Below are 13,652 nucleotides of genomic sequence, written 5' to 3'. Positions count from 1 at the left end.
AAAGATGCTGATAATTCTCAGATCGCCAACTTTTTCTTTTAGAACGTGTATAATATTGCAAATTTGGGCTGGTTCAAGAAAAAAGACGAAGTTAATCCTGTAGTATCCAGAGGGTCAATGCCAGCAGGCTGGAAACCTCCAAGAAATCAGAAGCCGGAAGGCGATATTTCAGATTTCAAGAAGAATCTGCTGGAGTGCATTGACGACGCTGCAAAAAATTCCACGTTAAACTACGACATACTTTGCGGAATCGCATGTCTTGAAATGCTCAGGCATTTCTCTTACATGGATTCGTCTTTCAACTCCGAGTTCTCAAGAAGAAGCGGAATCTATGAATCGTTGATACAGAACGCCAAAAACACGTTCCCCGGCGATTATTACAGAGCGTACGATGACTGGAACGACAGGGACGAGAATGAATGCAGAGTTGCACATCTCATAAGCTTGGTCGCTTTTACAACGCTTGCAAAAAGGCATCAGGGAGCAGAGACAGGGCTTGAAGCTCCGGTAGTCTTTGCGCAATTGAAAGATGCGATAAAGGGGAAGAGAAGAGTGAACCAGTTCATGCCAGTCGAAGAAATGAAGGAGATGAACGACGTGCTTAGGTCTTTTGATATGGAACGAAGATTAGGAATTGCTAAAATCCCGAAGCGTGCTGGCCGTTCATCGATGGCAAACCCATCGCACACATCATCCGTAGACATCCTAGAGGCGTTAAGGCTTCTTGAAGGATTAAGAGAAAAGTACAGAAAAGAGATTGTGTGGTCTTCAGATGCTAATTCCCTAAGACACCGAAAGGTGCAAGCCCATGAAGATGTCAACGCAATCGAAGCTTACATCTCTATGTGTAAAGGCGCATTTGAGAAAAACAAAAGCCATTTTCAGGACGCCTTGCGTTCTCTTGAACTAGGAAGAGGATCGATACAAAGCTCCGCATACCCGCTGATCATATTGTGTCAGGCATATCTTGCTTATGACAACGAGTCAAAACAAAGAAATCTTGATGCGGCCAAAAGAGCATCACATTCAATGCAAGAGGAACTTGCAAAAGAAATTTTTGAGCTGGTAGTTGATGAGATGGAAATCGATTCGCTCAGCCGGGCCAAAAAAGGAAGCAGGATAAGAGAATTAGTAGAGGAGAAGCAGGACGACGATGAAGATCGTTACCTTCCAGTTTACGATGAAGTTGAGGTTGAAAGGGCAAAGGAGAGATATCGGACTTTTCTTGAAAAAGCAATGGAAAGACGGGAAAGGACTTTCTACGCACTCATGGACAGCCTGAAATCACGCAATCCTTACGGTTAGACTGGAACCAGTCTTTTGGCTCTTTTATCGTCAGGGTCAGGCTCTTCTCTAATTTTTCCTTCTTTGATGAGTTGATTTTTGATTTCGTTTGCAACACGATCCGATTTGATCCCAAGCCTTTTCACTATGTCTTCCCTTCTGGGGGATTTTCCGGTCTCATTGTGATATGAGATTATTTCATTTAGGAACTGCATCGCTTTAGTGACTTCTTTAGGTATCTCTTGTTTTTCTTCAACCTTGTAGAATTTTGAAACGTCCCTTTCACTCCACATCATCATTTTGCTCTTGATCTCCTCCGATGATAAGCCAGTATTCCTGTGAAAGCACGGCCTGAACTTCACTACTACAGGGGTTTCATAGCTGGGATAAACGCAGATCCCGAACCCCGAATCAATTGTCGAAAGGAGTTTAGAAACATCGTTTCCCAAGTCTATCTTAGATCTTTCAATGTCATTGTCGTATGTCATGTGCATGTAGATTTTCATGTTGATGTTTGCTCTGGTTTCTTCCAAGTCTGTTATCGCTTGAGTGATGAAAACTAATCCGACTCCCTTTTTTCGTAGCGTCCTTGCAGCTCTATCGAGAATAATCTTTGCCTCTCCTTTGAACCTGTGATACTCTTCAACTACAAGCAGAAGTTTCAAGGTGTTCGAGTCAGGCTGCGAGTCAAAGTAGTTTACAAGCTCCCTGACAAGATAATATGCGACAAACATTTTCACTTCATCCACTTTGATTTCATTGAGGGATACAACGGAGATCTCTCCGTCCTTCCACAATTCAGAAATGTTCGATCCTTTTCCCTCAAACAAAAATGAAAGTGCTGTGAGCGATTGAATCTTCATCTTTGCGATTTCTTTGCCAGTGGCATTGATAAGAGAAAAGCAATCCAAATCGATCCCTTTCTTCCAGCATCCGAAGACAGTCTCTTTCACTTTTACAGTTTCGTTGTCGCTTAATTTGCAGAATTCCTTGATTATCATGCTCAGGTCAATGGCAAACGCCTGAAGTTCGCTTTCCTTGTCGGTCTTTGGTTTTGCCAGAAGGTTGCTGCTTAGATTTGCTCCGATGTCAGAGCCGGGAGTGAATATCTTACCAGTGAATGACATGGGTTCATGCATGGAAAACTCCCTGTAACCGTCAAGAAGCTTCTTTTCACTGCATTTTTCGAGGAAGCCAGACCACTGAATCATAGGATCGAGAACCAAAACCGGAATATTCTGGAATAGCGCACCTTCCGCCATATCGTAAGCAGTAATCGTCTTTCCGCATCCGCTTGCACCCACGATTATGGTGTGAGTAGGAGCCTGATTGTCATAATCAAAAAGAAACGGGAATTTCGTTGTTTCAAGATGGCCGTCTAAAACAAAACCCAGAAAACCCAGCCTTTTTGTTTCGTCGGGGAATGGAAGTTTATCCCATTTGGGTTCGTTGACTTTCGTCTGCGTTTGCGATTTCAAAGTCGCTCTTCTAAGAAGAGTTGCAAGGCCCTGCGCTATTGCAGAACTCTTTTCAAACGTCCTTTCCCCGATCCTAGCATCCTTAGCCCAACGATGAACGAAAAGAGAGTCAACTTGGTTTTTCAGTTCTGAAAGCTCAGGATATTGTTTTATCAAATCTTCCAGAGTGTGAGGATCGAAGATGCCCAAAGACTCTGCGCTGTATCCCAGTGCAGGGTTGGGCAGCTCCTTGATGGCAAGGTAGAAGCCATGTTTAGCCCGGTTCTTGATTACATTATCAAAATCTTCAAGATCATTGATTATCAATTGCATGGTCTTTTCCAGATCCGCCTTTCTTGAGGAAAAACAGGAAGTCTGGCTCTTTATGACGACGGAAGCACCAAATCCCTTTGATCCGTATTCTCTCTTGAATTGTTCTGCATTGGCAACCTCTTCTTCGAGTTTCCGCAGCCTCTCTTCAGAGCGTCTTATTTCGGATTCCAGACTTAGGGCATCCTTACCGACGGGGAGATTGAGCAATTGTCTATCACTTTCCAAAGATGCTATCTTCCCCTGCTTGTGTAGTATGCCACGCTTTAGTTCCCCAATCTCGGTTCTAATCGGGGAACTATCTACGCCGATGATTCCCTCGGTAAGGGAACTAATGTAATAGTAGCTCAGGCTAAAGGACGGGACGGATTCTTTGAGGTAATCGGAAAAAGTCCCTATTTCCTGTAATCTGCTTTGCATTTCCCCGGAGTCCGAGGCATTGGCAACGTAGTAATTCTTGGCTCCACGAAGTAGGTAAACATCATCTGCCAAAGCCAAAACTTCAATGGTTGCGTTGCTGCTTCTTACCCAGTAAATCTCTGAGCGGATCTTACCGTAGCGAAGCGTCCCAACTTGTTCCCATGTGGGAGATATTGATGCCAAACCAGAAGGTCGCCATCATAGAAAACGGGAAACAAAATGATAAGGTTTTGGGAGGCGATTTGGGAACTAATAAAGGGAATTATTATGAAATTTACAATTGCTCCGTATTCCTGCGAATCCAATAGCTTTGTTCTCGTTGGTTTTTTTCTGAAAACAAATAGGTATTAGCTTGGCTTACCATTCTATTTTGAGTTCTTGTCCACATCTTCCTTAATCAGAACCATTACTCTTTTGGAAGCATCATATCCTTTTGATTTGCAATACTCCTGAAACTGCTTCCACAACTTCTCATCTCCAGAGATTCCGATTTTGAAAGCCATGGAACTACCTAATTGTATTTGTCCGAGCAAGGATTTATCATTCTAGAAACTTACAGAAAGTTAAAGAAAGCAGCCAGTTGGTTATTTCAATTTACTAGTTCTATAATCTTCTAGAAAGTTCAAGACAGGGAGGTGTTCGGAATGCCAACATGGGTTAAGTTGGTGGAAGAGGCAATGAAAAACCTTGGAGGGTCTGCAAGCCTGTCGCAACTCTACGAGGAAACAAAGAAGGTAGCAAAAAAGAAAGACTCTGAAAAACTAGGACGCAACAAGAACATAGAAGCCAAAGTAAGACAGGTCGTCCAGTTAAGCGGTCTGTTTTGCCAGAAAGAGAAAGGGAGTGGCGTCTGGTCACTCAAGGAGGGGTGATGTGATGGGAAAAGACATACCGATGGAATGGAGACTAATAGTCTGCGATGAGTGTGGCATAGACTGCGAATTGTCTACCAACAAGCAGAATGGCAGAGTCGTATGCAGAGAATGCATTGAGAAGGAAATTTGAGGTGATTTAGATGAGTTTGAACATTGGCTACAGAGTAGAAAACAGCCTGAAAGGGACGAAAGAAGAAACCCAGAGAATCTTTGAAGAACTGAAAAAGAGGATAACGGCTTTCGGTTCCGATGTCAAAGAACGGGCGACAAAATACGAAATCAGATACGAGGCGAAACAAGTCTTTGCCTCCATGCGGATAAACAGCAAAAGCATAAAGGCATGGATAAGAGTAAATCCGAAGACGTTTTCCGACCCTAAAGGAATCGTAAAACAGATGAAATGGAGTCCTCCACATTACTTCTACATCAATTCGATGGAGGAGTTGGAGTATGCAATTTCTTTGATTAGACAAGCGTATGAGTTTTCAAAATAAAGTTAACAAGTTGTTTGAAAACTCAGTTTTGTATTTATTTTATCATTACCAATTAGTAATTAGAAGAAAATATTGCGGTCGAGGTGGGTTATGCGACATGGTCACCATGTGAACTACGAAAAAGAGATTTCAGAGATAAAAAATAAGATTCTGCATTATGACATAAAACTATCCAGTGCTGCTTTTGATTTGGATATGGGGGTCTCCACGGGCAAGGCGGATGTCCGCTATTATGGGCGCAAGATTACGGATTTGTACAAAGAACTTGATCAGATTGAGATAACACACCATCGTCATTATTCTGCTTCAGAAATCAGCAAAATGGAAATTGAGATGGCAAACAAAGACGCAAAACTGCATTCCATGATGCATGACGAAGAAAAGTTTGGAGTTTCTTACAAAAACAGGATCGCTGTGCAGCAATTCGACATTGATAGTTTGAAGGCACAGTTGGATAAAGCCAGACATTTCAAGGATAAATAATTTCGCTCACAAGAATAGATTAGCAAAACCGTACTGAACAGTACGGTTTGAAAAGATTCGACGTAAAACAAAACCGTACGGAATCTGGGTAATTCAACTGTGCTTGTCGTCTTCAGTCCCGGGACCAAGACCCCAAGTTCAGTTCTCTAACATCCCGGATTTGACAAAAAGTGAAATCCGGCTCGTCGGTAAATCCAGCCGAACGGAACCGTTCGTGTTTTGTTTAAACGGAAACGAATCCCACTAATCAATAGATGGTGGAAAACGTGGTCGGGTCAGAGGTGTGTTATGAAAAGGGACATCTACGAATGCAAAAAGCGCCTTGCAAAAGCGATAAGTCTGGTAAAAGAGTCAACAAAGATTTCAGAGCAGAACAAGAAGATCATCCTCGATTTCATTGCAGATTGCCAGATAGACGGGGCTGGGTGGGGGGAACCTCTGAGCATCCCGAGAGTAGGTACGTATGCCTTCACACTTCGTAAAATTGCTGAGTGGCTGGAAAAGGATTTTGACAGGGCAGAGAAAGGCGATATCAAAAGGCTGCTGATTTCAATTGAAGCGCAGAACATCAAACCGCACACAAAGCAATTCTTCAAAGTGTCGATAAAGAAACTCTACAAATGGCTGAATGGCGGGGAGGATTACCCCGAGCTTGTAAGGCAGATTAAAACAAACTTGCGTAAAATGGAATATCCTTGGGATCTGCTCACAGAGCAAGATATCATCAAGATGATAGAAGCCGAAGGGAATCCGAGGAATAGGGCACTAATCATGACCCTTGCGGAAAGCGGTTGCCGGGTCGGAGAACTTGCCAGTCTTGATATCAAAGATGTGATTTTTGATGATTTGGGAATCAAGATACTTGTCGACGGAAAAACAGGGCAGAGACCGATAAGGCTGCTTGCATCAGCGCCGTATCTTGCTGCTTGGATAAACGTTCATCCCCAGAAAAACAACCCACAATCCCCCCTCTGGATAAACATTGGACATCCCAATCACGGGCAGGCTATGAAATACGAGATGATTTCAGCGTTGCTCAAGCGGGCTGCAAACAAAGCTGGAATAACAAAAAGAGTGAATCCACACAGTTTTCGCCATGCGCGTGCCACCGTACTTGGAATGTGGATGGGTCAATCGCAACGATGCGTGTACATGGGTTGGGTAAAGAATTCTAGGATGTCGCAGATCTATGACCATCTTACGGGGGTGGATACCGAAGGCTCCCTTCTGGAAATGTGTGGCATGGAGACTAAAACCAAGAAAGAGAGCCTGTTGAAGCCGAAGGTTTGCCAGATATGCCAGGAATGGAATGAGGTTACTGCGTTAGTGTGCAAGAAGTGCGCAAAACCATTTGAGGTGAAAATTGCAATTGACATTGATGAGAAAAGGGTGAAGGACATCAAAGCGGTAACGGATATGATTACCCCGGAAGTCCTTGAAGGTTTGGTTAAGAAGATAATCAAGAGCAAGTTTGAAGAACTTATCAAGATACACCCAAACGCAAATGCTTTTCTTGACAGTCTTGCTGAAAAAGGCTAGCTCAATTGTGATTTCTTCTTTTCCAGTTTTTTCATTTTTATGTATCCGTAAATCAGCAGAATTACGTGAGGCTCAATGTGCTTGAATTTAGATGCAGTCTCTTTCAGCACGTTTTCCAATTCTTCTTTTGTAAACATTCCCATAGTCAGCCTTTCAGGACAACGTAATCTTTTTCCGGATTATTTTCTTCTGGAATAGTTTCTGATTTGGATTGTTTCGCAGCTTCTGCCATTTTGAACGACAAAACAACATGGAGTTTATTTCCGTCTTTCCAAACCCCTTCCCATTGAACACTGTTCAGATTAACTCCATACTGTATGACAATTTTCATAATTTCCAGCGGAATGCGTGAGTGATAGCATTCTCCATCGAAGCTGATTTTCCTGTCGGAAATGTATTCTGATACCCTCTCGCCCAGTTCTTCCACTGCATCATCCTCAGAGAACTTCGAAGATTTCTTCTCTTTTGATTAACGATGACGAACTTCCGCAGATTGGACACATTCCTCTGTTAGGTTCATCGGCGTACGGAACCGTCCGGGGCCGTGTTATGATTTCTGCCCCGCAAGTTTCGCAAACCCACTTTATCTTTACAACCCTTGGCATTGAATCACCTCATTTAACACAAAGTTACTTTTGCAGAACTTTTGCATGAAAAAGTTGAACTTTTGCTGCAAAAGTTAGGTTTTTTCGAGTTTTCAAATAGCGACATACAGTTTCCTTCCTCCTTTTCCGCTTGTGTCAACTACGGTAATCAAGTCCTGATTTTCTAGCCAATCCAGATCCCTCGAAACCGTACTGTTAGCCACAGAAATGCTTCTTTTTGCCATGTTCGACGATATTTCCTCGGCGGAGATCTTTGGGTTATCTTTGATTATTTCTAGAATTGCTAACCGTCTTTGATATTGGTCGTCTATCGAAATATCTTGTTTTATGTTTGGATACATCATTTCATAGCATTTCAAGAATCTGCACGGCACGGGCTGATTTCTCAGGAATTCTCGTGATCTGAAGATCCCATATCCTTCCGGCATCGAGAGCAGAAGTTTGGAATAATCAACCGTACCGTCAGCTTGGAATGCTTTGATGAATGAAAGATCTCTTGCCCAATTGGTGTAAAGTGCGATGTGAGTCTGGACGTTAGAACGGATTCCTCTGCTGAAATCCGCATAAGTATGTGACAGGAGAACGCACGACACACCGAATTTCCTAAGAATTCTTGTCGCGCTTTCAAGGACATTTTCAAAATCTTTTTGGTCGATGAAAAGGTGGGCTTCATCAACTACAACAAGCAACCGAAGATTATCCGTCTGCTCCATCTTCCCGTAATGCTCGATAACACTTTCGATCACATGAGACGCTTCTTTCGCAAAATCCTTTGCGTTTGTACAATCTACGACATTGATTCCGTCTTCAAGATCAGAATCATTGTCTCCGAGGATGTGAACATTTTCTAATTTATTCCATAGATGTGCTTCTGGAGTTATGACGAGAATTTTCTTTTTGGTTTTTTCAACTTCTGTCACAATTCTTTTTGCGACTTCTGTTTTCCCTCCTCCAGTGGAACCAGTGATTATGATATGGTGAAGAAGCATTTTCTCCGAGAGTAGAACCGGGTTATTGGTGACCTGAAGATTCTGATCGCAGATGTAACCGATCATATTTCCATAAACATGGATTTGTTGTGTTGTTGTAGGAAGGATTTCCTGTTTCGGAACGTCCCTTCCCTCCTGTACAGTGAAAAGCATGTCAATTGCGGTGTATGGATCTTTGACAGAAACACCTTCAATCATTTGATTAACTGCGCTGTTGATGACGGAAATTATTGCGCCTCTCAACTCATCATCGCCGTCGACTCTCCTAGTCTCTGATATCTTCAGCATCTTTTTGTCGGAAAAGAAGACCCTGTTTCCATATACCTCGTAATGATCCTTCTTTTTTTCCACTATCACCAGAACCTTGTCCTTGTTAGACCATCCAAAAACAGGAGACGCCACAGGCTCAACTCCAACATCGATCATAGTTTTCTTTATCCTGTCAGGCAGAATGTCTTTCAGAGCCATCGTCTCACCAGTAAAAACACCACTAAAATCACGACAAGAGCAAAAATGATTTTAGCTGCTTTCATCATGTCTTCGATTCGTCTTTTTTCCTGCTCCTCTTCCAGTCTTGCGTTGCAGTCTTTGCAGATGTTCCTCTCCGCCTCTATCCTTTCGTCGAAATATTTTGAAGAGCACTGTGGATGGCATATTTTGCCGTCGAGAGGGCATCTGACTGCCTCTGATCCTAGTGGAAGCCCGCAAATTCCACAATTGCTATAATTTCTCCTTGCAGGTTTTACGTCATCAACCTGACTTTCCATCTTCACACCCCGGCCTTCAGCAAATCAAATCTATCAATCAATATTGTTTGGAAAAACGACAGCAACTCTTGCAGCATCCTTGCAATGTTTTCTATTCCGAACACAGAATCGATCCAGAAGAGAAGCAGTACAAAAAGAACGATAGCAAGCAGAATCATTATGTGCACTAGTGAAATTACTCTTGCAAAGGAAACATTCTCGTCCTTGTCCTTGACCCACTTCTTCATTTTCTTCTTGATTTTGTTCAGAGATTTCATCTAACCAATTCCAAGAGCGTTCTTTACTGCGTTCTTTACAATTTCGATGAGATAGGGGAACAGGAGGCTCAGTAGCCACAGAAATCCTAGTATTGCAAGAAATACCAGAAAGAGAATCAAAACAATCTTCAGGACGGCAAAACTGCTTCCTATGAGAAACCCCCATACCTTGTCTGCGAAGTCTTCTTCCCTTTCCTCTTTCTTCGTCATTGCAGTATTTTTCATGTAGCCACGTCTAGATAGTTACTGTCTACCAGATTTTTGATGCCAAAAACGGCATCTTGCAGAAGGATTTCGTTTCCTTCTATTCATCTAAATGCAACAAGCCATTGATAAAACAGATAGAATGCTGGCGAAGGTTTTTTTGCTATGCTGGCGAAAGTACCACTCAAATCATTGAATTTGCATAAAATCTAATGGACAGGGCCTTCAAAAATACAGAAAAATCTTTGAAATTGACCTTCGGTCTGGATTCCGACCCAACATTGCAGCGAGATTTGCGGAATGTGTTGATAGCGACCACAGGGAGCGTTAGGAACCAGAGTAGATACATTACGAGAGTTCTGAGAGAAAATGTAGACAGGCAGAACGAAAGACTGGCTGAAGGGATTTTCGGCCAAATGCCAGAATCAGTTAACAAACACAAGATGAGGATCTATGAAAAAGCCAAAGAGCTGGCAAATGCAAGACTGGTACTGGCAAGAGACTACATCCCTTCAGTGATACAAGACGATTTCCTGTCTGCCTACAACAGGTTCCGCAAGAAAGAACTTTCCCTTGAATCGGACATACGCTCCTTTGCTGATCGGCACCGCTTGGATAGCGAGCAGATCTATCACATAAGAGTCCAGTTGGTCAACGGAAGGTACGACTACTATCTGGGGAAGTAGGATTGTTGGATAACCGGGTAGAGTGAGGTAGGGGATGGTATCTATCATCGGACATCCTTGGATGTTTTGGCATAAACCGCATAACGTGTTCTAAGGAGAGAAATGGAAATTACTACACAAGAATTGCAACATACTCGATTCTGATTTATCTTAGTATGGTTAAGAAATACTACGTGGTGATAAGTTAGTGAAGAAAGATGGTGTAATAATTAACGATGAGTTAAGTGATCCTCTAGGAGACAATGTCATAGACTTTTTACTGTCTCAATCAAAAGAGACTCCTTTCCACGATTTCAAATCTACCTTAGATATTGGAAAAAATTCCACAGACTTTCCAAAGATAATAAAAGATATTTTCGCATTTACGAATGCTGGGGGAGGTTTCCTCGTTCTCGGAGTCAAACCAAACGATCATGTAGATAAAGAGATCAAAGGTAGTTTCATCAAAACTGGACTTCCCGAGAATTTTGAAATTGAATCGGCATCACTTCAAGAAAAAATAAACTCGTATATGGATAAACCACTCGAGATACTCTATGCCCCATTTGAAAGAGAAGTGAATGGAGAAAAAAGAAAATTTGCGTTGATTTACATTCCACCATCCTTCAAGATTATGACTCCAATAAAGGATGGTGTTTACAACATCGACGGTAAAGAAAAAAAGGCGTTCACAAAAGAACAAATTTTAATCAGAAGGGGGACGCAGAGCGTCCCAGCTTCACAGTACGAGATATATCGAATGAACAAGAGGCTAGAAGATGAGAACTATAGATTATCTCTTTTGACAGGTGAGCCGGATAAAGTAGAAGAAACTCTTCTCAGCAATTTGTTTGAAGTAAAGAAACTACCCAAATTTGTTTACATTGGAACGGCTAAATTCAAAAATGGGTTGGAGTTGCAGGGATGGTTAGATAAAGAATATCCGGATGCCAGATACTTTTTCTTTAGAGTTAGACACCACGAAGACAAGATAGTTTCATTCCAGAACTTGGAAAATACTAGCAATTTTCACCATCATCTAGTTTATCCAGATGAGATAAAGAAGGAACCAATCGAAAATTGGTTGGATTCTGGGCCGAAAGAACGCATCATAACTTCTCTGTTAAACAAAGAAGTTGCTGGAAAGGGAAAAGAGCAAGAGATGAGATATTTTGTAAAACACAAGAAATTGTTTTATCATACAGTCAACGACGAACGCAAAGTGTCGTGGCCTTCCAGATACAAGGGGGTTTCAAGTAGAATTGTTGCCAAAAAGATTTGGGCGGAACAGCTTGGTCGCTCGGTGTTTTGGCACGCTGCGATACAGCCCACATTTACTAGACTTAACGATAAATTTTACCTGAAAATTGCACTTACATCCATAATTACTGAAGATGGGAAAAAAGTTTCAACTGGAATGAAAGAAGGCACGGTAATAACACGCAAATCTTTCAATACATTCAACAATCAGTATCTCAACAACATTTTGTTCTGGATAAATAAGTTAGGAGACGGAACTGACATAAAGATTTCAGATGATTTGGTAATTTCAGTAAATCCTGTTGAAACCAAATTAGATACGGGGATTTCTTGGGATATCCCCACATCTACCATAAAGGAGTTCATTGAAGAATTCAAGCCAGAAGAAGAACAATCGGAAGAAGAAGGAGAGGAAGAGAATGAATTCTAGTCTTCAAGCAAGATACATAGTAGAACCTGACTTGGTATTCGGAAACCAAGGTGAAGACAAAGACCCCAGAATTGGATTGAAAAGATATGGGCCATACTTCTACTCCGATGAAACAGCACCACTAGAGAGCATCAAAGTGGGCATTATTGGAAACCGGACAATGATCGATTTTACGTGCAACATATTGAGGCTAATTCAACAAGAGTCAGTCAGTAAGAAGTCAAACAAATGGCTTTATCCAGACTATCCGGGAATGACCACAATTACTCAGTTCAAGTGCAACATAAAAACCTCAAACAATTGGAATGCCATTCTGATCGATGATTATGATTTGAAAAAAATTCCAGACATTATAGACCCCAACGAAAGAATAAACTACGGAGTCATGCTATATGTAGACAAAATTAAACAGATTCGAGCAAATGACGACATACCTGATGTCATAGTCTGTACACTTCCATCTATTGTTGAAACTTGGTGTGGAATATCTGAAAAGACTCGAGGAGCAAAAGAAGTCAGAATATCGCCTAGACAGAAAGAACATGATGAACTGGTAGCCAAAAATCAAAAGTTTCTGACAGAATGGGGTGTTACCTTTCCGAAACCTGCCAAGGAGCCAGAGAAAAGCTATGACTTTAGGAACTCGTTAAAGGGCAAAGTAATGGAGTTTGGTATACCAACACAAATACTGAAACAAAGTGTGTGTGAAAGAATCTTAAACTATGACAAGATCAAGAAAGCAAAAAATCAGGATCCATCAGCGTTTTCATGGAACTTTAGTACAGCACTTTACTACAAAGCAAATGGGAAGCCATGGAGATTGGCAAAATTAAGAACCGATACATGTTATGTGGGCATTTCATTTTTTGTTGATAAACTTCATCCAAGACTGGAAAAGCAGATTTCCATGGCACAGGTGTTCACCCATAATGGTGAGGGATTAGTACTTAGAGGAACTGAAGTTGAAATTGATGAGCATACTAAAGAACCATACCTCAAAGAAGAGCAAGCAAAAAAGCTTTTGACAGAAGCTATTGCAAAATACATCAGCAAAGCCAACAGAAAACCTGCAAGAGTTGTAATCCACAAAACATCTGGTTTTTCAGAAGGAGAGCAAAAAGGATTCAATGATGCAATTTATGCTCAGGGAAGTACAATCAAAGATTTCGTGGCAATACCAACCAGAGATCCCGGAATAAACTTCCTAAGAATGGGTAAGTACCCAGTTCTTAGAGGCACATTGATAGAATTGGATAAGACAAATTTTCTGCTTTATACTACTGGATATTCACCACGAATTCGTACTTATGCCGGATTCAGAGTTCCCAACCCACTAAAGATAACCCATCATGGAGATTCCAGTAAGGAGGAGATTGCGCAGGAGATACTGGGTTTGTCAAAGCTGAATTGGAACACAACATCCTTCTCAACAAACCTACCAATAACGATAAGTTTTGCGAAGGAAGTTGGGAATATCTTATCAGAACTACCCGAAGATAAAGATGTACAAGACCATTACAGGTTCTTTATGTAGACAGGATTTCCTCTGCAAAAGTCAAACTGAATCAATTTTAATCCCTATCTTCAAGATAT

At 41.6% G+C, this 13,652-nt stretch carries 16 protein-coding genes; 9 read left to right on the top strand and 7 right to left on the bottom strand.

The window, feature by feature from the left end; translation table 11 throughout:
- Positions 1-63 precede the first annotated feature (63 nt).
- Entirely contained in the window at positions 64-1,305 is a 1,242-nt protein-coding gene (locus tag SU86_RS01090; protein WP_048186894.1) for a hypothetical protein, read from the top strand.
- Here the strand turns inward: SU86_RS01090 and SU86_RS01085 are convergent.
- Together SU86_RS01085 and SU86_RS09685 are read right to left on the bottom strand one after the other, a co-directional pair.
- Positions 1,302-3,674 carry an ATP-binding protein gene (locus SU86_RS01085; RefSeq protein ID WP_148550703.1) on the bottom strand — a complete coding sequence of 791 codons (2,373 nt, stop codon included), beginning with the start codon at positions 3,672-3,674 and terminating at the stop codon, positions 1,302-1,304. The two genes, SU86_RS01090 and SU86_RS01085, sit on opposite strands and share 4 nt — an antisense overlap.
- Positions 3,675-3,856: 182 nt before the next feature.
- Positions 3,857-4,024, bottom strand: coding sequence for a hypothetical protein (locus tag SU86_RS09685; RefSeq protein ID WP_158507450.1), 168 nt, complete (start codon positions 4,022-4,024; stop codon positions 3,857-3,859).
- Positions 4,025-4,135: 111 nt separating this feature from the next.
- Here SU86_RS09685 and SU86_RS01080 point away from each other — a divergent pair, with 111 nt between their 5' ends.
- The 5 genes from SU86_RS01080 to SU86_RS09320 all read left to right on the top strand — a co-directional run bounded on the left by SU86_RS01080 (position 4,136) and on the right by SU86_RS09320 (position 6,882).
- On the top strand, positions 4,136-4,363 hold the full coding sequence (locus SU86_RS01080; protein WP_048186892.1) for a hypothetical protein: 228 nt from the start codon (positions 4,136-4,138) through the stop codon (positions 4,361-4,363).
- 4 nt (positions 4,364-4,367) lie between these two features.
- The gene (locus SU86_RS10065) at positions 4,368-4,496 is read left to right on the top strand and encodes a hypothetical protein (RefSeq protein ID WP_256363748.1); all 129 of its coding nucleotides are present in this window, start codon (positions 4,368-4,370) and stop codon (positions 4,494-4,496) included.
- Positions 4,497-4,506: 10 nt separating this feature from the next.
- Complete coding sequence (locus SU86_RS01075) at positions 4,507-4,860, top strand: DUF5655 domain-containing protein (protein ID WP_048186891.1); 354 nt, start codon at positions 4,507-4,509, stop codon at positions 4,858-4,860.
- 90 nt (positions 4,861-4,950) lie between these two features.
- Positions 4,951-5,343 carry a hypothetical protein gene (locus SU86_RS01070; RefSeq protein WP_148550701.1) on the top strand — a complete coding sequence of 131 codons (393 nt, stop codon included), beginning with the start codon at positions 4,951-4,953 and terminating at the stop codon, positions 5,341-5,343.
- Between the two features lie 288 nt (positions 5,344-5,631).
- A complete protein-coding gene (locus SU86_RS09320) occupies positions 5,632-6,882 on the top strand; it encodes a tyrosine-type recombinase/integrase (protein ID WP_052755410.1) in 1,251 nt (416 codons plus the stop codon).
- 145 nt (positions 6,883-7,027) lie between these two features.
- Here SU86_RS09320 and SU86_RS01060 read toward each other — a convergent pair whose 3' ends face one another.
- From SU86_RS01060 to SU86_RS01040, 5 genes are all read right to left on the bottom strand, one after another.
- Complete coding sequence (locus tag SU86_RS01060; protein WP_048186889.1) at positions 7,028-7,309, bottom strand: hypothetical protein; 282 nt, start codon at positions 7,307-7,309, stop codon at positions 7,028-7,030.
- 270 nt (positions 7,310-7,579) lie between these two features.
- Positions 7,580-8,944 (bottom strand): DEAD/DEAH box helicase, encoded by a 1,365-nt coding sequence (locus SU86_RS01055; protein WP_048186888.1) that lies wholly within the window; start codon positions 8,942-8,944, stop codon positions 7,580-7,582.
- Entirely contained in the window at positions 8,935-9,243 is a 309-nt protein-coding gene (locus tag SU86_RS01050) for a hypothetical protein (RefSeq protein ID WP_048186887.1), read from the bottom strand. The genes SU86_RS01055 and SU86_RS01050 overlap by 10 nt, the downstream gene beginning before the upstream one ends.
- A 2-nt stretch (positions 9,244-9,245) precedes the next feature.
- Positions 9,246-9,500: a hypothetical protein gene (locus SU86_RS01045; RefSeq protein WP_048186886.1), complete on the bottom strand. Its 255-nt coding sequence runs from the start codon at positions 9,498-9,500 to the stop codon at positions 9,246-9,248.
- Complete coding sequence (locus SU86_RS01040; protein ID WP_048186885.1) at positions 9,501-9,725, bottom strand: hypothetical protein; 225 nt, start codon at positions 9,723-9,725, stop codon at positions 9,501-9,503.
- Positions 9,726-9,916: 191 nt separating this feature from the next.
- Between SU86_RS01040 and SU86_RS01035 the strand changes: the two genes are divergently transcribed.
- The 3 genes from SU86_RS01035 (at position 9,917) to SU86_RS09315 (ending at position 13,593) form a co-directional block, all read left to right on the top strand.
- Positions 9,917-10,390 carry a hypothetical protein gene (locus SU86_RS01035; protein WP_048186884.1) on the top strand — a complete coding sequence of 158 codons (474 nt, stop codon included), beginning with the start codon at positions 9,917-9,919 and terminating at the stop codon, positions 10,388-10,390.
- Between the two features lie 187 nt (positions 10,391-10,577).
- A complete protein-coding gene (locus tag SU86_RS01030) occupies positions 10,578-12,059 on the top strand; it encodes an AlbA family DNA-binding domain-containing protein (protein ID WP_048186883.1) in 1,482 nt (493 codons plus the stop codon).
- Positions 11,995-13,593 (top strand): argonaute/piwi family protein, encoded by a 1,599-nt coding sequence (locus tag SU86_RS09315; protein WP_148550700.1) that lies wholly within the window; start codon positions 11,995-11,997, stop codon positions 13,591-13,593. Before SU86_RS01030 ends, SU86_RS09315 begins: the two co-directional genes overlap by 65 nt.
- Positions 13,594-13,652: the final 59 nt, after the last annotated feature.

It is taken from the genome of Candidatus Nitrosotenuis cloacae (assembly GCF_000955905.1).
GTDB classification, from domain to species: domain Archaea; phylum Thermoproteota; class Nitrososphaeria; order Nitrososphaerales; family Nitrosopumilaceae; genus Nitrosotenuis; species Nitrosotenuis cloacae.
The sequence above is the reverse complement of the archived record's forward strand: the minus strand, read 5'-3'. Positions and strand labels throughout refer to the sequence as shown.